This is a genomic window from Dapis brunnea BLCC-M229 (genome assembly GCF_050015995.1).
In the GTDB taxonomy this organism is placed as follows: Bacteria; Cyanobacteriota; Cyanobacteriia; order Cyanobacteriales; family Microcoleaceae; genus Trichodesmium.
In genome coordinates this window covers 108,267-130,541 of the sequence record NZ_JBNHEP010000107.1, presented here as the reverse complement: position 1 = coordinate 130,541, position 22,275 = coordinate 108,267, and the positions used below count along the sequence as shown (strand labels likewise).

The following is a 22,275-nucleotide window of genomic DNA, read 5'->3' as shown; positions in this document are numbered from 1 at the left end:
ATTAATTGCCTCGGAATTTGCAGGGGAAAGACATCTAAAGGCAAAACTTAGTTTGAGCGCTGTAGTCTAGTTTCACCCCGATCGCCGAGCGTATCCTTAGATAATAAATCTCGGTCATCTGTGTTGTCTGTTGCCTGTTGCCTGTTGCTTGTTGTCTGTTGCTTGTTGCTTTTTGCTTTTTACTTGTTGCCTGTTGCCTAAAAGTTGACAATATCTCACAATTCAGATCGGATTGCTTGCTATAAGTACGTAAACAAAATTATTTACCTATTCTAATTCTCTGCAATCTTTAGAAGGCAAAGAATTCAGCTTGTATAGATGTTTCATTAATGGATAATGGATAATTACCTCTGATTAAAACCATAACGGAATTGAATATAAGAGACTGTTTGTAAAGGAAATATAAAAAGGAGACAGGGAACAGTTCATTAATGGATAATGGATAATTGATAATTGATAATTACCTCTGGTTAAAACCCTACGGGAATTGAATATAAGGAATATTTTCTTTTTTCAAGGGGAGATTGGATATGGTTAGGTAACCCATCCATCCTATCCTATGAAATGCTACGCAAACGACCACTTTTTATCCTTGAAAAAGGAGGCTTTTAACCTGAATTATTTAATAATTAATTATTAATTTTGTGTACCTGCTTATCTGTCCAATAGTATATAACTTTTTCGTTTTTAAACAGTAAAGTGCTTGTAATTTTTCTTTGATACGGCCATCTATATTCTTGGAAAAAAAGTCTTTTTAATTCTGATTCTGTTTCTAAGGCTGTAAATTTTTTTTCTCATTTCATTAAAGATAAATTAAGACAGAAAAAATGGTATCAAACCTATTTATTCTGACTCCTGACTCGTGACTTATAAGAAATAGCCTAGCTATTTGTAGCAAACATTTATCAATTTGGTATTACTGTGTCAAGCTTGAAAATGTGGGTTAAAAAAACCTAACCCCCCAACCCCCTTCCCTGCAAGGGAAGGGGGGGATTTCACCCCTCTCCTCGCAGGAGAGGGGTTGGGGGAGAGATCTTCTAGGTTGCTTGCTCCTAAACCACAATTCTAGTCTTGACACGCCAGTAGGTAAGCGTTAAAATTTGTCGCTATTTCAACAATTAATAATTATTCGGTAAGTTGGCTGACAAATCTTAATATAGTGAAGCTTTATATTCATTAATGACTATTATTTTAGTAGACGTAAACCACTTAATGTGACTAAAACTGTAGACCCTTCATGACCGAGTACCCCAAGAGGCATATTGATATTTCCAGTAAAGTTAGCGACTAATAATAGGAAAATAAACCCAATAGCAAAAGTAATATTTTGTTTGATAATACGGTTAGCGCGACGACCTAAATTTATCGCTTCTACTAATTTTTCTAAGCGGTCTGCCATTAACACAATATCTGCTGATTCTAAGGTAACATCACTACCTGCATTACCCATAGCAATACCAACTGTTGCTAGAGATAAAGCGGGAGCATCGTTAATACCATCTCCTACCATTGCTACATTTTTATTTTGTTGTTGTAGGCGCTTAATTACTGTTAATTTATCTTCTGGTAATAATTCATAATAGACTTGATTTATACCGAGATTTTGAGCAACACTATGAGCAGTTTGTTGATTATCTCCTGTCAGCATAGCTATAGATTTGATATTCATAGACTTGAGTTGATTTATCATTTCACCAGCTTCTAAGCGGACAGTATCAGCAACAGATATTAAGCCAATAATTTCTTGTGATTGTGCGACAAAAATAACTGTTTTTCCCTGTTTTTGAAGGCGATTACTTTCATCTAAAAAGTGGGAACTAAAGTTATTTACTTCTGACTTAATTAAATTTTCTTTGCCTACTATAATAATTTCACTATTAACAATACCTGTAATCCCTTCGCCAGTTTTTGCTCTAACATTAGTTGCTTCTTGCCACTGAATATTTTTTGTAATTGCTGTTTGAGTAATAGCTTTTCCAATAGGATGTTCAGAACAAGATTCTAGGGCAGCAGCTAACTCTAAAACTTCATTTTCTGACTTACCTTTTCTAGGGATAATATCAACAACTTGTAGTTTACCAGTAGTCAGAGTTCCTGTTTTGTCGAAGGCGATCGCTTTGATTTCTCCCATCATTTCTAATTGAGCACCATTTTTAAATAAAATTCCTTGTCTAGCTCCATTAGCAATGCCAGATAGTAAAGTAGGCATAATTGATGCCATTAAAGCACAAGGAGAAGCAACTACTAAAAATATTAAGGCTCGATAAATTGTCGTTTCCCAACTCCAATTTAATAAAAATGGCGGTAAAATTCCGAGTAATAGACCTGAGATAACTATAACTTTAGCGTAAATTTTCTCAAATTTTTCCACAAATCTCTGAGAGGGTGGAGTTTCAGTTTTTGCTTGTTCAACTAAACGAATTACACGCTGAATTAAACTACTTTCTGGAGATTTATTTACTTCTAGTCTTAAAACACCATTACCATTTAATGTACCTGCAAAAACTTCATCTCCTACAGTCTTATCAACAGGTATAGATTCTCCTGTAATTGGAGCTTGATTAATGGTACTACTGCCTTCAATAATAATACTATCAGTCGGGATAAGTTCTCCAGGTTTAACTAAGACAAAATCTCCCATTTTTAATTGATTAACCGGAATTTCTGTTTCTTGACGATCGACTATTAATCTGGCAGTATCAGGAGTAATAGCCATTAATTTCTGAATGTTACGTTCAGTTCGCTCCATAGCAAAAGTTTCGAGAGCGCCACTAATAGCAAAAATTAAAATTAGTACTCCCCCATCAATTATTAAGTGATATTCTTGTTGCCATAAGCCTAAAGCAGCAGCTCCCAAAGCAGCAACAATCATCAATAAATCAACATCTAATTCTTTTTCTGACCAGAGAGTTGTTATACCTTCTTTAGCACTTTCATAACCACCAATTACATAAGCTGTTGCTAGAATTAATAGTGCTAAACCAACCCAATTAATTTGTAAACAAAACCAACTAAAAAAAATCAGTACAGCACAGGTTCCCGCAGCAAATGCTTCTGGATAATATTGAGCAAGTTGGAGGTATTGAGGCAGAGAAAAATTTTTTTGATTCATAGGAGTTTCAAGATATAGCAATCAGGAATCAGTTGTGAGAATTGAGATGTTCCTTAAAAGTATAGAATATAGCAATTATTATATTAATATGATACGTTTTTTTCTTCTTTTCTGTTCCCTGTTAAGTGTTAAGTGTTAAGTGTTCCCTAAAAGTTTTCAATATCTCACAACTCAAATCATATTGCTATAGTTTCTACTAGATTTTTTTCAAGATCTGTTTTATGTAATACCAATTATCATGCATTAATACTACACTTGAGTGGAACTTCAATTATTAAGTAATTTAGACAGGCACATGGAACTTTTTTGATAATTACTCGCTGGTTAATGTCAATTATTACTATTTTTACTTCTTCGGTAGGGACGTTGCATGCAACGTCCCTACTTACTCCCCTACTCAATAAAATGTAGGAAAGTTTTTGAGAAATGGTATAAGCCCCATTAGTTGGATAAGTTCATCTTTATCAACCCTAGTTCTTAATCATTTCTTAACTTAATTGGAGAAAATATTCTAATGAATTATGATAATATAATCGACAGGTATTAATGAAAAAACAAATCAATTAATTATTAAGAATTGTTTTAATTAATTGAAATTCAGGTTAAATTAATTACCACAATTACCTAAATAAACTGAGGAAAGCTATACAAGTATTGCTTCATTTTTAGATGGTGACTATCTACCTAATTATGGTGAAAAACCCAATGATTGGAAACCGTCAGGAAAAAGAATCAAGCGATGCAGCGCCGCCAAAGGGGGTTTCCCCCATGAGCGACTGCCTGTACGACAGCGTGGCTTGTATAGGAGTGGTAATAATTGTTTTGTGAATGCAGACTGTAATGGAACTGCAAATATCATCATATAAAGTAAGCAGAAAGCTAAGTTTAGACTTAAGCCGACTGTGTAGGGGCACTTTGACTTGTCCCCAGAGAGTGTATCTTTGGTCAGCTAAGAACAGACGGAGCAACACGGATTTATCCTGTTGCGTAGTATCAACTTAGAATCCCCTTGGCAAGAGCCAGGGGAGTAGTCAACCCTAGTTAATTACTAATAGACTTATCACTTTATAGAGTGTTATAGAGCGATAAAAATTGCGAAAACCTTTGCTCTGTCAATCTTGTAGCTATCTAAAGAATAAAAAATACCATAAACGATTGCTATATGTGAAGTTTTAGCAATTTTTCTATCCCACATTCTGCACCACTATGGGTAGAGTTTTTAACTGTTGTCTATATCTATTCGAGACTTGAATGCAGCGTTAAATTTAGCTATGGCGGGCTAGGGGAGCCGTCGGATTGGCGACGTATCGACCGTGACAGACTGTGAACTGGTGAGTGCCTACATTACCAGTGGAATAGGGAATAGAACAGACTATCAGAAAATCATAGATTTTTACAGATAGTTGTAGGTTTCTAAGAACGGTCAGTATAAATAGTAATACTGATACATTACCAGTAGTGTATTAACTTTTTAAAACCCCTATATTTTAGATAAAACCTGTGGAATGTGGGTTCTATATAACTAACAACTTTTTTTAATATCTCAAATTTTAACTAAAAAAATTTGATTAAAAAATAAACCAAAATTAAGTTATTAGTTATTACAAAACTTTAGGTTTAAGGAGCTTGAGATGGATTGGAAAGTGAATGAAACTGATGAAAACATTGTCTCTCCTAATCGCATAGATTGGAAATTTGACTTTTTTAATGAGTTGAGTAATGGTCAAATTGATGATGAAGTTAGGGCAACAGTGAAGGATAATAACTCCTATCCCCTATCACAAACAACAGTTGGACAAAAGGTTTGGTTAGTTGGTTTTCAGGGAAAAGGAGGAATTAATCGCCTCTTAGGAATGGGATTAAATCCAGGGGCTCAATTGCAAATTATCAGCGCTCAACCTAGTGGTTCGGTTCTAGTCGCCATAGAAGATAACCGCATCGGTGTGGGTTCGGGAATGGCTAACAACATTTTAGTGAGTGACCAAGAAAACAGGAAAAATCAAACAAAGACAATATTATTGCGAGAAATGCCAGAGGGAACTGAAGGCAGAGTTGTGGGTTACAACGAAGTCAAACGAGGCTATAAGAAAAAACTGTTGTCAATGGGGATGACTCCTGGCGTAACATTTAAGGTGATTCGGGTAGCACCTTTGGGAGACCCCGTAGAGATTCTCGTCAGAGATTTTCATCTGAGCTTACGCAAAGAAGAGTCAGATGCTTTAGTAGTTGAGGTTGTCTAGGTGCGTAGCTAAATTTTGGGATTCCGCAGGTATGGAGCTACGCGCAAGTTAAAAGTCAAAAATAAGATTTGATAGACTTAAAACTTTGACTTTACAGGAATTTAAAGGGATTATTTTATATTTGAGTTAGTCAGATGAAAATTCAAGTTTGACGATCTAATAGGAAAAAAACTACTGACTACTTATATCAAATCTCATTAATTAGCCATAATAAAAATCTTTTCTCCGATCAATTCCTCCCTGTTCCCTGTTTCCTGTTCCCTCAATTTTTTAATGATAAAAATCTTGTAGTGCGGGCATCTTGCCCGCGACGGGTGTACCTCATAACAACAGAAAGCACTGTAAATCATCAAGTCATTCAACAACACCTAAATTTTTCTGTAAAAACAAGTTTTCACTTCTAATCTTCAAAACTAATGTTAAAACCCATTATTGCCCTCATTGGTAATCCCAATTGTGGGAAAACAACCCTTTTTAACGCCCTAACAGGAGCCAACCAACGTACAGGTAACTGGCCTGGCGTAACTGTAGACCGCAAAGAAGGTCAGTTTCAACACCAAGGTAAAGAAATTACCCTAGTAGACTTACCTGGAGTTTACTCTCTTGATGTAGAAGAAGAGGGAACCGGGATGGATGAACTGGTGGCGCGGGATTACCTGCTGTCTGGGGAAGCAGATTTAATCATTAATATCATTGATAGCTCGAATTTGGAGCGTAATCTCTATTTAACAACACAAATCATGGAGATGAGGCTACCAATGATTGTTGCCCTCAATATGATGGATGTCGCCCAAGACCGAGGTATTTCCATCAATGCCGATCTCTTACGAGAACGGTTAGGGTGTCCAGTTATCCCGATGAATGCTGCTAGAGAAGACGGAATCAAACCCTTATTGGATACGGTGGGAGAACTGGTGAAAAATATCAGTCCTTCGCCGAGCTATGTTGCTTATCCAGCAGTGATTGAAGATGCCTTAGCAGAATTGGTTCCCTACATTATTGAACACAGTAGCAAACGCATTGTCGAACCTCGCTGGACAGCTTTAAATTTACTGCAATATGAAGACCAAGTTGCCCCAGAATTAGGGGGTGAAGACTTGGTGAAAATTGTGGTTAAAAATCGTCGCCAAATCCATCAGGTATTGGGGGAAGATATTGATATTATTATTGCTGACAGCCGTTATGGTTTTATTCGCCAATTAACTCAAGGAGCTACCGAACGCATTGGCGAAGCCAGTAGTACAACTTCTGATCGCTTAGATCGGATTGTCCTCGATCGCTGGCTAGGGATTCCCATTTTCTTCTTAGTAATGTATGTGATGTTTCTCTTTACCATCAACGTCAGTGCTGCTTTTATTGATTTCTTTGATATTGCTGCGGGCACGATTTTTGTTGATGGTTTAGCTAATCTTTTGGAAGGAATGGGTATACCAGGGTGGTTAATTGCTCTCTTAGCTGATGGAGTTGGGGGAGGAATTCAAACTGTTGCCACTTTTATTCCCGTAATTGGGTTTATGTTCCTCTTTTTATCAATTCTGGAAGATTCGGGATACATGGCGCGAGCTGCTTTTGTGATGGATAGGTTAATGCGGTTAGTGGGATTGCCAGGAAAATCCTTTGTACCAATGTTAGTGGGATTTGGCTGTAATGTTCCAGCAATTATGGCTACACGGACTTTAGAAAATTCCCGCGATCGGCTAATGACTATTATGATGAATCCTTTCATGTCTTGTGGGGCGAGGCTTCCCGTGTATGCTCTCTTTGCTGCAGCTTTTTTCCCCATCGGCGGACAAAATATTGTGTTTGGACTTTATCTGTTGGGCATTTTGGCAGCGGTTTTTACAGGAGTAGTGATGAAAAATACCCTTCTCAAAGGAGAAGTAAGTCATTTCGTCATGGAATTACCGCCCTACCATCTACCCCGAATTAAAGGTGTTTTAATCCGAACCTGGGAACGCTTAAAGGCATTTTTGTGGAAAGCTGGCAAAGTTATTGTCTTGATGGTGATAGTTTTAGGATTGTTAAACTCTATTGGTATGGACGGTTCTTTTGGGAACCAAGACAGCGAACAATCTGTTCTCAGTAGCACCAGTCGAGCTGTCACGCCGATTTTTAGTCCTATGGGAGTTACAGAGGAAAATTGGCCGGCAACAGTGGGAATTTTCACTGGAGTCTTTGCTAAAGAGGCGATGGTGGGAACCCTCGATTCGATTTACGGACAATTAGCTAAAGAAGATAATCCTGATGCAGAAACTGAAGAAGAAGGTTTTAGCTTCTGGGGAGGTATTGGAGAAGCATTTGCTACAATTCCCGCTAATTTAGCCGATTTACCGAATCAACTACTCGATCCCCTGGGGTTAAATATTGGAGATACTCAAGACGTAGAAACGGCGGCTGAGGAACAGGAAGTACAGTTAGGAACATTTGGGGCAATGGTGAAGCGGTTTGATGGCAAAGTAGGAGCATTTTCTTATTTGTTATTTGTGCTGCTCTACTTCCCCTGCGTTTCAGCAACGGCGGCTGTTTATCGAGAAACTAATATTGGATGGATGCTGTTTGTGGCTTTGTGGACAACAGGATTAGCCTACATTGTAGCCACTGTTTTCTATCAAGTTTGTACCTTTGGACAACATCCTGCATTTTCCTTGATGTGGATTGTAGGTTCATTGGTATTTACGGGTTGTACCTTGGTTATGATGAAATTAGCTCAACCTGTTCGGTTAAGAAGTCAGCAACAAATTACTTGAAGAAGGAGTCATTTCAGTTATCAGTTATCAGTCAGGAGGTAGAATACAGGAGACAGAATCAATTGGTTGTGGATTCCCAATAGATGTCTCCAAAAATCCAAAATCAAATCAATTCTTATCCATACAACGCTTCTGAGATTGATGACCTCACGTCACAACCAAAACTCAGTAGGGGCGATTCGCGAATCGCCCCTACTGTGGTCTACCGAAGTGAAAACCACTGTAAATTATCAATTACTTTCCCCTATTCCCTATTCCCTATTCCCTATTCCCTGATTATGATTTTAACTGATATTCAAGGTTATTTAGAAAAATGTGGCAAGATATCCTTAGCTGAGTTGGCTTTGCATTTTCATATGGATACTGATGCTATACGTCCCTTACTCAAACGACTAATTAATAAAGGAAGAATTCGTCTGATGAAAGGAGAAAAATGTGCTAAATGCTGCCACTGTTCGTCAGAAATGATTGAATTTTATGAATGGGTTGGGTTAAGTCAGTCTCAATAATTAATAATTAATAATTAATTATTACCTCTCCTTGAGAGGGAATCTGAGATTTTGACGACCTCAACTATTTATTTTGGTTGCTGTAGTTTATTTATTTGAAAATTGCTGTAAATATGAGCATCATTATTTTTGGTAGCATCAACATCGACCTTGTAACCACTACTCTCCGTTTACCGATGGCAGGAGAAACTATTAATGGCAATAACTTTTTGACGGCGGGTGGCGGTAAAGGAGCAAATCAAGCTGTTGCTGGTGCTCGTCTTGGCATTCCTACCAAAATAGTGGGGCGAGTAGGAAATGATAGTTTTGGGCAACAACTTCTAGTAAGTTTGCAAACTGCTAATGTTGATACAGTAGGTGTGGTAGTTGATGAGAATATTCATACTGGGGTGGCGGTTATCACCGTTGATGCTCTTGGAGAAAATAGTATTATTGTAATTCCGGGTGCTAACCATAGTATTAATAATACAGATGTGGAACGTCTGAGAAATTTGCTACCGGATGCTACAGCTTTACTTTTACAATTAGAAATTCCTGTGGAAGTTGCTATGAGTGCAGCAAAAGTCGCTCAAGAAATGGGAGTTAAAGTTATTCTTGACCCAGCACCAATGCCAACAAATTTTCCCAATGATTTTTATGATTTGATCGATATTATTACTCCTAATGAAATTGAAGCAACTCAACTGCTTGGGTTTGCAGTAAATAATCAAGAAACTGCTACTCAGGCAGCTATTGAATTATGTCAGCGTGGTGTGAAATATGCTGTGGTGAAAATAGGCGATCAGGGTGTTGTTTGTGCAACTTCTGAAGAAACATTTTTTCAACCTGCTTTTGCAGTAGAAGCGATCGATACTGTTGCTGCGGGTGATGCTTTTAATGGTGGTTTAGCAGCAGCATTAGATACAGGTTTGTCATTAAAAGATGCCATAAAATGGGGTGCTGCTGCTGGTGCTTTATGTGCTACGAAATCAGGCGCTCAACCTGCGATGCCAGATAGAAAAACATTTGACAATTTTCTTTTAAGAAGGTATTAGATTTTAGGTGGTAGGTTTGGAAGCATTTCACGTGGCAAATATGAGTTCTATAGAACCCATTTAGTATCTTTATCAACTCTTCATAAAACAGGTGAAATCTTTACTTAATATTCATATATTATTGAGTGTTAATATGTTAACTTTAAGGGCAAATCCTATAAAATGTTTCTCTAATACCAATTTACTTTAAAAATGTCACAAATACTTGGCAACCGATGATGTGAAATCATAAGCTGAAATTACTAGACTTGTCGCTTTATAACTAAAAAAACTGGCAAACCCTTGTCATGTGATAATTTTAGCTATTTATGGATAAAAACATCAGGTATTACTGCTGTGTCTTAATTTATTTAGCGACAACTCTGCTATATAATTTAACTTTTAAGCCATTCAAATATGACTTTTGACTTCTGAGTTTTAACTTCTAACTTCCGTGAAACGGTATGAGCATCTGTAGATTGTGATCCTCATCACCCCAAATCATTAATTTGCTTCACTTTGTTGTAGTTGAATAACTCACTCCATCAATACTTTTTGACTCACTCGAGCGCTTCCCAAAAATCACCGTAATTTTACTCAGAGGTCACTGCCACAACCAGAAAAAGCTGAGATTATTACACATAGAATTAATGAACACAAAAAAATATTCAGTATTTGAAAATAAACAGGAGAACTAAAATGATTCAGACTAATTCTAAAAAGAAATATCTAAATATCATGGAAGAGATGGTTGCAGAGGAAGTAAATCGGAAAATGACGTTGTTGCCTGAAAAGTTGGCAAAATATATTAAGCGAGCTGATGTGGAAACTTATGCACTAAATCGTCTCCCACCATTATATGCTTCTAGTAAGGAAGGTTTGCAGTTTCAAATAAAAAAAGCCCAAAAAGATTATGAAAAAAAGATTGCTTTGGTAGTACATCATGCTTTTGCTGCCGTACAAAGAGATATTCTCAGAAAATCAACTCCTCTATTTAAGGAGGAAATCAAAAAAGTATCTTCCTCAACAGCAAAACCTACTTCAGAAACTCAAAAAAGTACCAATCAAAACTATAGTTGGCATCATAGTAGCTACTATCGCCCAGGGTGTGCTAGATAAGCAGTCAGGATTTAGACATCAGTTATCAGCTATCAGCTTACGGGATGGCATCTACCAGACAAATTCTACAGAAAGAATTTTTCATACCAATTTCATAAACTTGGGCTACACTTGCATAAGTAATCTATTATAGCGATCGCCAAAATGTCACGGGTAGTTAAAATTGAAATAAGTGAATAGGCATAAGATTGAGACAATTTATACCAATTTAATAAATGTTTGCTACAAATGACTAGGCTATTTATTAGGAGTCAGGTAGGGGAGCTGTCGGATTGGCGACGTAAAGGAGGACTGAGTCAGAATGAATGGCTTCAATACCATTTTTTAGGTCGGAAATTATCTTTTTTATCAAAGAGACATCTCCTGCACGTGTCTTTTAATCACACTTATTATGCGTAACATTCTTTTTTCATGCTTGGTATTACACATTTGTTCAATAGATATTTCCGATAATTCACCTGAAGTCTCTCTAAAAAGGTTCTTAAATCTTAATTTCCGGAGAGGTATAATAATTAATTATTACCTCTCCTTAAAAAGAAAAAGATTAACTAAAAATAATTTTTTTCTCTTTTTCTCTTTGTAGGGAGACTGCCCCTGGCAAAGGCAAAGATAGGCTTTAAAATTTAATTATTTGGTAATTTTTAATCTGGTAATTATTTTTGTTAACCCCCTAATTTTAGAGAGGTTATTCTTTTGGTTTTTAAATATGAATTTCAACTTATATCATGTTCGGATAATTACTTATAATAAAGTTTTTGTTTGTAGTTGGGCTTTAGCCCTTGCAATACTTAATATTGGGGCTAAAGCAAAACTACGAAGCCTTATTATAACTGTTCTACCGAACATAATATTAATCATCCATAGATATGTGCAAAAAAAAACCGTCTGGCAAACCGCTTCAACCAAAACTATATAACCAACCATCTCGACCACAAATTCTGACAATTCCATCCCAAACAATAGGAGTAGATTCAAAAGAAACTTTACCAGCAAATTTGCCAACTTCTTCTACTATTAAACGGAAAAATTCTCCCTTGTTATTAGGCAAAGCATTTTGAGCATTAGATTGAGCAGATTCCCAATTTAGATTAAACATATAAACCCCATTGTATCCAGCAGTTACCAATTTATTTCCATCAGTAAAAATTGGTGTTGAAATAGAAGGTCCGATTTTCTGCTTAAACGCAATTACAGGAGTATCATAATTAAATTTTTTCAAAGGTCCTTTAACTTTATTTCCTGTGGTTAAATCTTGGGAACCAATATATAGATATCCATCAATAGCATTGGTAGCAAATAATGCCGGGAATTCTCCATAATTATTATATTCATCATTCAATGCTACTGACCCAATAATTCCTCCTAACCAACTATTAAATTTAATATTACCTGTAGGCAAGAACCATTCGACACTTTCCTGGGGTATTTTATTAGGATTTAATTTTACCACTCCACCATTTCCCGGAATAAATTGTTTCTCAATGGCACAGAATAATTTACCTGATTTAGAAATAGCGACTGTACCATCTAAATCTGAACCTGTATAAAAATCCCAAACTATCTTTTTACTCTCAATATCAATACCGTAAATATGCCCGGAACCTGCTGCTAAAAATATTTTATTATTAAGTCTAGCAGGAGATGATTCAGAAACAATATTTCCGCCTTGTCTTTTCCGGTCACTATCTACATAAAGTTTCAGTTCAGATAATATTTCTGGCTGCTTAATACCAGATTTAATTTTAGTTTTATTGGTAGAACTATTAATGAAATAACCAATAGCATTTTCGCCAGCATTAAAAATTAAACCATTTCCCAGTAGCAAAGCAGAACTATCATTATCGCGGCTATAACTACGGGTTTTCCTAATATCAAGTTGCCAAATTTCTTTGCCAGTTCTAAAAGAAATAGCGCGAAAACTAGGAGCAATTCCTTTTTTCGGTCTACCTGTTCTGCTGCCTTGTAAAATTACGATGCGATTCTCTTCATTGGCAGTTTCATCAATATAAATAGTACCCGAACCTTTAATCACATCATCAAATTTATATTGCCAAACTTCCTGATTATTCGCGACATCTATTTTGCGCAAAAGATAATCATAACCGCCAATAACTAAATAAGTTTTTCCCCTATCTTTAGTAATAGTGGGTTGTCCTGTCCATCCAGCTCCACTCCATACTTTTCTAGTTTTACCAACATAAGTTACACCTGTTCCTAGTTTAAATTTATCTATAACTTGAAAATTTTCTGGTGTACCACGACCATAAAATCTTCTTTGGTCATTTCCCAAATATGTCGGAATTAATAAATCAATTTCTGGGTCGAGATAAGCAAAAAATTCTTTAAGTTTATTTTCTAGTAAATTTTCTGATAAGTTGAGATTCAGATATTTTGACAATATTGGCGCAATTCCCATTCCTAAAGAAAATTGCATAGTGAATTTATGGAAGTTTCTTCTTGAGTAATTCATATCAGTTATCAGTTATCAGTTATCAGTTATCAGTTATCAGTTATCAAGGTGAATTTATCTGAGTAAAAGAAGATTTTTGTGAGAAAAATCTCTGGTGTACTCCTTGTGTGGAAAAAGAGAAAACTATTCCACCGCTCTGGTGGGAAAAACACTCCTTATTTATACTCAACTCACCAGTAAAAATATTTCATTTTTCCGAAGATTTGGGAGTTCAGGTCGTTTCAGTTATCAAGGTGAATTTATCTGAATCAAAGAAGATTTTTGTGAGAAAAGTCTCTAGTCTACTCCTTGTGTGGAAAAAGAGAAAACAATTCCACAGCTCCGGTAGAAAAGCAGTCCTTACCTCAGGTACAAGGAAAAAATAAAAATGTTTGATTTTTCCGAATCTGCGAGAGTTAAGGTCAAGATAAATTTCTCTGAGTCAAAGAAGATTTTTGTGAGAAAAGTCTCTAGTGCCGCTACGCGGAAGTCAGAAGTCAGAAGTCAGAAGTCAAAAGTATTGATTGGCAAGGCTTTTAGGGTTTTGTAACTGGTCAGTTATTTCCGCCATTCTGCACTAGTCTACTCCTTGTGTGGAAAAAGAGAAAACAATTCCACAGCTACGGTGGGAAAAACACTCCTTATCTCAGGTACAAAGAAAAAATAAAACATTTTTATTTTCCCGAATCTGTGAGAGTTAAGGTCAAGATAAATTTATCTGAGTCAAAGAATGTTTTTGTAAGTCAAATTTTTGGTGTACTCCCTCTGACTAAAAACACAAAAAAATCAAACAGCTTTGGTGGGAAAACCAGCAGTTATCTCCAGGAGAAGCAAAAAGTAAAAATGTTTCATGATTCGGAATATTTGGAAGTTAATGTCTAGGTAAATTCTGATGAGAAAAAGAAGATTTTTGTGAGAAAAGTCTCTGGTCTACTCCTTGTGTGGAAAAAGAGAAAACAATTCCACAGCTGCGGTGGGAAAAACACTCCTTATCTCAGGTACAAAGAAAAAATAAAACATTTTTATTTTCCCGAATCTGTGAGAGTTAAGGTCAAGATAAATTTATCTGAGTCAAAGAATGTTTTTGTAAGTCAAATTTTTGGTGTACTCCCTCTGACTAAAAACACAAAAAAATCAAACAGCTTTGGTGGGAAAACCAGCAGTTATCTCCAGGAGAAGCAAAAAGTAAAAATGTTTCATGATTCGGAATATTTGGAAGTTAATGTCTAGGTAAATTCTGATGAGAAAAAGAAGATTTTTGTGAGAAAAGTCTCTGGTCTACTCCTTGTGTGGAAAAAGAGAAAACAATTCCACAGCTGCGGTGGGAAAAACACTCCTTATCTCAGGTACAAAGAAAAAATAAAACATTTTTATTTTCCCGAATCTGTGAGAGTTAAGGTCAAGATAAATTTCTCTGAGTCAAAGAATGTTTTTTTGCCTCAAAAATATCTTCTACTACCTCTCAGGAAAAATAGATAATTATCAAAAATATCTAGTTTGACACCCAGCAGACAGAAGGCAAGCAACAACATTTTTATCATTAAATAAACAGTAAACATTAGAATTCAATCATAAGAGTTTATCTAAATCAAGTCCAAAAAAATATAAATACGTTATAATCTTCAGCAAAGTTGATTATCCATTCTTAAAAACACTCAGATAATTGACAATATATCCGTAATTAAAGGAAACATTAATATGACTAATCGTTTAGCTAAATCCCAAAGTCTTTATCTCCGCAAACACGCAGAAAATCCTGTAGATTGGTGGCCGTGGTGTGAGGAAGCTTTAGAAACTGCAAAACAACAAGATAAACCTATTTTTCTATCAATTGGTTATTCAAGTTGTCACTGGTGTACTGTTATGGAAGGAGAGGCATTTTCTGATGATAAAATCGCTCAATATTTGAATGAAAAATTTTTACCAATTAAAGTAGATCGAGAAGAAAGACCTGATGTAGATAGCATCTATATGCAGGCATTACAAATGTTGACCGGACAGGGTGGTTGGCCGTTAAATATATTCTTAACTCCTGATGATTTAATACCTTTTGTAGGTGGTACTTATTTCCCTATTGAACCTCGTTACGGACGACCAGGTTTTTTAGAAGTTTTGCAAAAGATTCGGAGTTTTTATGACCTTGAAAAAAACAAACTTGACTCTTTAAAAGCGGAAATGTTAGAGGGTTTAAGGAAGTCAGTTTTATTACCAGAAGCAGAAGATTTAAGCGAAGAAGTATTACAAAAAGGTTTAGAAGTTAGTACAGGAATTATTAGCGATTGCTATTCTCAACAAAGCTTTCCGATGATGCCTTATGCTGAAGCAGCTTTACAGGGAACAAAGTTTAATTTTAAATCTCAATATAACAACAATGAAGTTTGTTTACAAAGGGGATTAAATATAGCTTTAGGCGGAATTTACGATCATGTAGCGGGGGGTTTTCATCGTTACACAGTAGATGCTACTTGGACAGTTCCTCACTTTGAAAAAATGCTCTACGATAACGGTCAAATTGTTGAATATTTAGCTAATTTATGGAGTGCAGGATATCAAGAACCAGCCTTTAAACGGGGAATTATTGAAACAGTAAATTGGCTAAAAAGAGAAATGACAGCACCTGCCGGATTTTTCTATGCCTCCCAAGATGCTGATAGTTTTACTACTCCAGATGAAGTCGAACCAGAAGAAGGAGCTTTCTATGTTTGGAGTTATAAAGAATTAGAAAATTTCTTAACCTCGGAAGAATTATCTGAACTATCAGAACAATTTTTTATTACATCTAATGGCAACTTTGAAGGAAAAATTGTCTTGCAAAGAAAGCAAGTAGGAGAGTTAAGCGAAACTGTAGAAAATTCTCTCTCTAAATTATTTGAAGTACGCTATGGTGTTCAACCTTTTAATGTAGTTAATGTAGAAACTTTTCCACCAGCAACAAATAATCAAGAGGCAAAAAATAATAACTGGCCTGGCAGAATTCCCGCAGTAACAGATACTAAAATGATTGTTGCCTGGAATAGTTTAATGATTTCTGGATTAGCAAGAGCAGCCACAGTATTTAAGAATTCCAAATATCTAGACTTAGCAGTTAATGCTGCTAATTTCATCATCAAAAATCAGTGGGTTGATGGACGTTTTCAACGGCTAAATTATGAGGGTAAACCTGCAGTAATTGCACAGTCGGAAGACTATGCTTTGTTTATTAAAGCATTGCTAGATTTACAGCAAGCTTCGATTAGTTTAGAAACTTCATCAAATCCTAATTTTTGGTTAGAAACGGCAATCAAATTACAAGATGAATTTGATGAGTTTTTGTGGAGTCTAGAGGCAGCAGGTTATTATAATGCTCCTACGGATGTTAGTGGAGAATTAATATTACGAGAACGCAATTATATTGATAATGCAACTCCCGCAGCAAATGGCATAGCAATTACTAATTTAGTACGTCTATCTTTGCTAACTGAAGAATTACATTATCTCGACCGAGCTGAGTCAGCATTAACAGCTTTTAGCAGCATAATGAAAAAATCTCCCCAAGCTTGTCCCAGTTTATTTGTTGCCCTAGACTGGTACAGAAATCAAACTTTAGTCAAAACTTCTGAAGCAGAAATTTCTAATTTAATTACTCAGTATTTTCCTACTGCTATTTATAAGAGAGAAACTGATTTACCAGAAAATTCTGTGGGATTAGTTTGTCAAGGTTTGATATGTAAAAAACCCTCTTTTAGTAAACAGGAATTATTGGAACATTTAGAGCAAAGTCAAAATCGTTGGGCTAAATAAGAATGTGTTAGGTTTTAGGTAGTAGGTGTTATGTGAAATAAATAATTTAACACCTACTACTCAATAAAAAAAAGCAAATAAAATAAAATTTTTGAGTTTGTGACAATCTATGTCAGCTAAAGATATATTCCATAATACTGTTCGTTCAGCCTTAGAAAAAGAGGGATGGATAATTACTCACGATCCTTTATTTATTAAAGTAGAAGAGCTAGATTTTTTTATAGATTTAGCAGGAGAAAAATTTATAGGAGCAGAGAAAGATGGTCTAAAGATTGCTGTAGAGATTAAATCTTTTATTGGTGCATCAGATTTAACCAGCTTTTATGGAGCTTTAGGTCAATTTCTTAGTTATCGTTCTGCTCTCAGAAAAAAACAACCAGAGAGAGTTTTATATTTAGCAATTAGCCAAGATATCTACAGTGATTTTTTCAGCAATCAATTTATTCAAGAATTAATTGCTGAACATCAACTAAAATTAGTAATTTTTGAAGTGATGAAAGAGGAAATCGTTTTATGGAAAGAATAAATTATCAAGAATTAGTTCAAACTATTTTGACCAAACACTCAGGTAATGACTTAGATAAAGACACAGAAGTACAATTAATTTTTGACACAAAACGGGAGCATTATCAAGTAATTAATTTAGGATGGAAAGAGCAAAAACGAGTTTATGGCTGTGTTATTCATGTTGATATAAAAGAGGATAAAATTTTGATTCAGAGGGATAGAACTGAAATAGGAATAGCAAATGAGTTAGTAGCTGCTGGAGTTCCTAAAAAAGATATTGTTTTAGCTTTTAAAGCTCCCTATTTGCGTCAATTTACTGAATTTGCAGTGGAATAAGCGATACCAGAACTCATATTTTAAAGTGAGAAGTTGCATTGAACTTAATGGTAAGCAAAAAGCTATCGCCGATATCAAAATTATTAATTGTTAATTATGTTGAGTAACGCATCTTTAAAAAAGACTGGTTCTAGATGGGAATTTTCTAGTGAGGAAATATTAGAAGATTTTCTTTATGAACATTATAAATCACCTTCATTGACATTTCTTTTGAGTCAAATTCTCAGTCAAATATTAAGCATAAATACTCAATGGAGCCAGATAATTAGCTAGAATCATTCCCTAATGACTACTTGCACTTTATACTATATTTTTAAGTACGAGAGGTATGTTTGAATGATGGTGTTTTTACCATAATTTTCAGTCTTCGTCAATAATATTAAGTTATTCTTACTCTCAACAAAGAGAATAGCACCTCCGGATTTAATACAGACTTTTGAATTATCTGATTAGTAGATTGGCCTTTTTTTAGGTTCTGGTCAAACTTAAGCATAGGAATTTATGAGTATTAAAATAGTTTATTATTATTAATAGTTTCAATTTTTAAATCTGGATCATAAATTGAGGCTAATAATGGTTACAATTTAGGAGTTTTTGTGATGAGAAAGAGTTTATTAATAGTTTCAATTCTAATATCTTTATTATTTACAGGTTGTAGAGAAACATCAAGTAACAACAAGGAAGACTTGACTAAGATAGGCGTGACTATTTACAAATATGATGATAACTTTATGTCTTATGTACGTCGCTATATTGAGTCAAGTGCTAATGCTAAAGCAACATTATTTATGAATGATTCACAAAACAATCAAGCCAAGCAACTTGAGCAAGTTGATACCATGATTGCCAAGGGAGTCAAAGCTTTAGCAATTAACTTAGTCGATCCTAAGTCAGCGACAACAGTAATAGCAAAAGCTAGAAAAGCAAATTTACCTGTGATTTTCTTTAATAAAGAGCCAGAATCAGAAGTTTTAAATAGTTATGAAAAGAGCTGGTATGTAGGCACTGATTCTAAAGAATCTGGAATTATGCAAGGTAAAATAGTTACTGATTCATGGAATAAAAATAAAGAACAATGGGATAGAAATAAAGATGGAAAAATTCAATACGTTTTATTAAAAGGTGAACCCGGACATCCAGATGCGGAAGCACGAACTAAATATGTTATTGATGAAGTGAAAAACGCAGGTATTGGGGTAGAAGAACTAGCAATTGATACAGCTATGTGGGATGCTACAAAGGCTGCTGATAAAATGGATGTTTGGATATCCAAGTATGGTAATAAAATTGAGTTTGTAATTGCTAATAATGATGCTATGGCTTTAGGAGCTTTATCATCTTTAGAAAAAGCTGGATATTTTAAAGATAACAAAGTAGTTCCAATAGTCGGGGTTGATGCTATACCTGAAGTTTTAATAAAAATTCGAGAAGGAAAAATAATTGGCACTGTTTTAAATGATGCTAAGAATCACGGCAAGGCTACATTTGATTTAGCTTTCAATACTGCTTTAGGTAAAGATGTTTTAGAGGGTACTAAATGGAAGTTAGATGCTAATAAAGCAGTGCGAGTTCCTTATATTTTGATAACAAAAGATAATTTGAATGTAGCAGAAGAAGCTTATAATTAGACTTCTGCTGTAATACAGTCTTGTCGCGCTTAGGGTCGCTCGGCTCTTGATTTCTTCAGGCGTTGGCGGAGCCTAGCGACAGCTATATCGCTTTCTTTAGCAATACAGTCTCGTCCTCACGAATTATCTCTAATTCCTATATCTGAGTAATTGGGATAATTTTGTCAACCCCTACACCTGAATACTTACCCTCAAACTAAAGGATAAAAATCCAAAAATATTAGCATTAATATTAGAATAAATAATAGTATGGTTGGAGAAAAATTAGAGCCTAGTTATCTTCTAGAAATGATTAATATCTCTAAAACTTTTTCTGGGGTACAAGCATTATTTCAAGCTACATTAAAAGTTAGACCTGGTACCGTACACTCATTAGTTGGTGAGAATGGCGCTGGAAAATCAACTTTAATGAAATGTTTGTTTGGTATTTATAAGTTGGATGCAGGTGAAATTTATTTGTCTGGAAAGAGGGTAAATTTTTTCAGTCCTCAACAAGCATTAAAGCATGGTGTTTCAATGGTTCACCAAGAGCTTAATCAAGTCAGGCAAATGAATATTATGGATAATATATGGCTAGGAAGATATCCTATAAAGGGAATATTTATTGACACAAGAAAGTGTCTTAAAGATACTCAAAGTCTTTTTGAAAAGCTCAATATAGAACTTGCTCCTAAACGAAGTGTTAGTTCTTTGAGTATATCAGAAATGCAACTGGTAGAAATTGCTAAAGCAGTTTCCTCTAATTCTAAAATTATTGTAATGGATGAACCGACTTCATCTTTGACCGTAAGAGAAGTAAACGATTTATTTGCAATTATTAATCAATTAAAGACTCAAAATGTAGGAGTTATTTATATCTCTCATAAAATTGAGGAAGTTTTAGAGATTTCTGATGAAATTACTATTATGAGAGATGGTTTTTGTATTGCAACTAAACCATCTCAAAATTTAACTAAAGATGAAATTATAGAGATGATGGTTAATAGAAAATTATCTAATTTATTTCCTCATAGATCTGGTCAACTAGGTAGGGTTATTTTAGAAGTAAAAAATTTAACTGCTTATACTCAACCTTCAATTAAGGATATTAACTTTGAATTAAGAGCAGGGGAAATTTTGGGAATAGCTGGACTGGTAGGAGCAAAAAGAACAGATATTCTTGAAGGAATATTTGGTATCAGAAAATTAAGTTCAGGAGAAATAATTTTAGATGGTCAAATAATTGATAATTCTACAACTCATAAAGCAATTTCTCAGGGATTTGCTTTAGTAACTGAAGAGAGAAGAAGCACGGGTATTTTTGATAGCTTATCAGTAAGCTTTAATGCCACAATTGCTAACATCAATTCTTATGTGAATAGGTATGGTTTACTATCGGAAAAAAAAATTCGACAACACACTCAAGACATTATTGATTCAATGGAAGTAAAAACACCTTCACAAAAAACTTTAATTGGGAAATTATCTGGAGGAAATCAACAAAAAGTAATAATTGGACGTTGGTTATTAACTAAACTAAAAATTTTGATGTTGGATGAGCCAACAAGAGGGATTGATGTGGGTGCTAAATATGAAATATATAAATTAATGAATGATTTGGCTAATGAAGGTATGGGAATTATTATGGTATCTTCAGAAATGCCAGAATTATTGGGAGTTACTGACAGAATTTTAGTTATGAGCAATGGTAGAGTTGCAGATATAATGGAAGCAAAAAATACGACTCAAGAGGAAATTATACGTTTATCTGGGTTGTATTTATAGCACTTTGCTCTGGTAATAGGGAATATAATAAACTGAAATTAAGAGAGATTTGGCTGTGAAAAAAAAACAAATTACAAACTGGGTAATGAATAATGCCATCTATCTAGTTTTAATCCTATTATTAATTGTCATAACTGTCATTTCACCTGATTTTTTAACAGTTAATAATTTTCGTCTGATTTTAGCTCAAGCTTCGACTCGAATTATTATCGCTTTGGGTGTTGGGGGAATCTTAATTACTCAAGGTACTGATTTATCCGCAGGACGTATAGTAGGATTGGGAGCAGTTTTCTCAGCTTCATTATTACAAGCAACGGATTATCCTGACCGTATGTACCCAAATTTAGTGGAATTACCTCTAATAATTCCGATGTTATTTACTATGGTAATTTGTGCTTGTTTTGGATTAGTTAATGGAGTGATTGTAGCTATCTTTAAAGTGCCTCCTTTTATTGCTACATTAGGAACAATGATTATAATTTATGGATTAAATTCAATTTATGTTGATCGTCCTCCTTTAGGGGCACAACCAGTTGGTAGATTATCTGAAAATTTTACTACTTTTGTTCAAGGTGATTTGATTTTAGGTTCATTTGAAATTCCATATTTAATTATCTATGCAGCTATAGTAATCGGAATTACTTGGGTTTTATGGAATAAAACTCTTTTGGGCAGAAATATGTATGCTATAGGAGGAAATATTGAAGCAGCAACTGTTTCTGGTGTTAGTGTTATTAAGTATCTATTAATTGTTTATACTTTGGCAGGTTTATTATACGGATTTGCTGGAGTATTAGAAGCAGGTCGTGTTGGTAGTGCCACTAATAATACTGGTAATATGTATGAATTAGATGCGATAGCTGCTTGTGTAATGGGAGGAGTTTCTACTTCGGGAGGTATTGGTAGTGTATCAGGAGTTGTGACAGGTGTCTTGATTTTCAAAGTTATTGAATATGGTCTGACATTTATTGGGTTAGGTACTTATTTACAATATATTGTTAAGGGATTAATTATTGTTAGTGCAGTGGCAATTGACATTAGAAAATATGTGAGAAAAAGTTGACTTTTATT

The 22,275-nt window shown here is 34.9% G+C and carries 17 protein-coding genes; 14 read left to right on the top strand and 3 right to left on the bottom strand.

Annotation, left to right across the window (positions count from 1 at the left end; translation table 11 throughout):
- Positions 1–34 precede the first annotated feature (34 nt).
- Together ACP6PM_RS13510 and ACP6PM_RS13505 are read right to left on the bottom strand one after the other, a co-directional pair.
- Positions 35–211, bottom strand: a complete 177-nt coding sequence (locus ACP6PM_RS13510) for a hypothetical protein (RefSeq protein ID WP_426585382.1) — start codon at positions 209–211, stop codon at positions 35–37.
- A gap of 975 nt (positions 212–1,186) precedes the next feature.
- A complete protein-coding gene (locus tag ACP6PM_RS13505) occupies positions 1,187–3,112 on the bottom strand; it encodes a heavy metal translocating P-type ATPase (protein WP_426585380.1) in 1,926 nt (641 codons plus the stop codon).
- 1,631 nt (positions 3,113–4,743) lie between these two features.
- Between ACP6PM_RS13505 and ACP6PM_RS13500 the strand changes: the two genes are divergently transcribed.
- From ACP6PM_RS13500 to ACP6PM_RS13480, 5 genes are all read left to right on the top strand, one after another.
- Positions 4,744–5,352 carry a FeoA family protein gene (locus ACP6PM_RS13500; RefSeq protein ID WP_426585378.1) on the top strand — a complete coding sequence of 203 codons (609 nt, stop codon included), beginning with the start codon at positions 4,744–4,746 and terminating at the stop codon, positions 5,350–5,352.
- Between the two features lie 416 nt (positions 5,353–5,768).
- Complete coding sequence (feoB, locus tag ACP6PM_RS13495) at positions 5,769–8,099, top strand: Fe(2+) transporter permease subunit FeoB (RefSeq protein WP_426585376.1); 2,331 nt, start codon at positions 5,769–5,771, stop codon at positions 8,097–8,099.
- 83 nt (positions 8,100–8,182) lie between these two features.
- Complete coding sequence (locus ACP6PM_RS13490; RefSeq protein ID WP_426585374.1) at positions 8,183–8,608, top strand: FeoC-like transcriptional regulator; 426 nt, start codon at positions 8,183–8,185, stop codon at positions 8,606–8,608.
- 113 nt (positions 8,609–8,721) lie between these two features.
- Entirely contained in the window at positions 8,722–9,642 is a 921-nt protein-coding gene (gene rbsK / locus ACP6PM_RS13485) for a ribokinase (RefSeq protein ID WP_426585373.1), read from the top strand.
- Positions 9,643–10,320: 678 nt separating this feature from the next.
- Positions 10,321–10,740: a late competence development ComFB family protein gene (locus ACP6PM_RS13480; RefSeq protein WP_426585371.1), complete on the top strand. Its 420-nt coding sequence runs from the start codon at positions 10,321–10,323 to the stop codon at positions 10,738–10,740.
- Between the two features lie 898 nt (positions 10,741–11,638).
- Here the strand turns inward: ACP6PM_RS13480 and ACP6PM_RS13475 are convergent.
- Positions 11,639–13,210: a hypothetical protein gene (locus ACP6PM_RS13475; RefSeq protein ID WP_426585369.1), complete on the bottom strand. Its 1,572-nt coding sequence runs from the start codon at positions 13,208–13,210 to the stop codon at positions 11,639–11,641.
- A gap of 107 nt (positions 13,211–13,317) precedes the next feature.
- Here ACP6PM_RS13475 and ACP6PM_RS13470 point away from each other — a divergent pair, with 107 nt between their 5' ends.
- The 9 genes from ACP6PM_RS13470 to mglC all read left to right on the top strand — a co-directional run bounded on the left by ACP6PM_RS13470 (position 13,318) and on the right by mglC (position 22,267).
- Entirely contained in the window at positions 13,318–13,575 is a 258-nt protein-coding gene (locus ACP6PM_RS13470; RefSeq protein ID WP_426585368.1) for a hypothetical protein, read from the top strand.
- A 526-nt stretch (positions 13,576–14,101) separates the two neighbouring features.
- A complete protein-coding gene (locus ACP6PM_RS13465) occupies positions 14,102–14,419 on the top strand; it encodes a hypothetical protein (RefSeq protein ID WP_426585366.1) in 318 nt (105 codons plus the stop codon).
- A gap of 468 nt (positions 14,420–14,887) precedes the next feature.
- Entirely contained in the window at positions 14,888–16,969 is a 2,082-nt protein-coding gene (locus ACP6PM_RS13460) for a thioredoxin domain-containing protein (RefSeq protein ID WP_426585364.1), read from the top strand.
- A 109-nt stretch (positions 16,970–17,078) separates the two neighbouring features.
- Positions 17,079–17,495: a XisH family protein gene (locus tag ACP6PM_RS13455; RefSeq protein ID WP_426585362.1), complete on the top strand. Its 417-nt coding sequence runs from the start codon at positions 17,079–17,081 to the stop codon at positions 17,493–17,495.
- Positions 17,483–17,812, top strand: a complete 330-nt coding sequence (locus tag ACP6PM_RS13450; RefSeq protein ID WP_426585360.1) for a XisI protein — start codon at positions 17,483–17,485, stop codon at positions 17,810–17,812. The genes ACP6PM_RS13455 and ACP6PM_RS13450 overlap by 13 nt, the downstream gene beginning before the upstream one ends.
- 96 nt (positions 17,813–17,908) lie before the next feature.
- Entirely contained in the window at positions 17,909–18,085 is a 177-nt protein-coding gene (locus ACP6PM_RS13445; protein ID WP_426585358.1) for a hypothetical protein, read from the top strand.
- Positions 18,086–18,411: 326 nt separating this feature from the next.
- A complete protein-coding gene (gene mglB, locus ACP6PM_RS13440; RefSeq protein WP_426585357.1) occupies positions 18,412–19,440 on the top strand; it encodes a galactose/glucose ABC transporter substrate-binding protein MglB in 1,029 nt (342 codons plus the stop codon).
- Between the two features lie 249 nt (positions 19,441–19,689).
- Positions 19,690–21,204, top strand: coding sequence for a sugar ABC transporter ATP-binding protein (locus ACP6PM_RS13435; protein WP_426585355.1), 1,515 nt, complete (start codon positions 19,690–19,692; stop codon positions 21,202–21,204).
- A gap of 55 nt (positions 21,205–21,259) precedes the next feature.
- Complete coding sequence (gene mglC, locus ACP6PM_RS13430; RefSeq protein ID WP_426585353.1) at positions 21,260–22,267, top strand: galactose/methyl galactoside ABC transporter permease MglC; 1,008 nt, start codon at positions 21,260–21,262, stop codon at positions 22,265–22,267.
- The last annotated feature ends 8 nt before the right edge of the window (positions 22,268–22,275 follow it).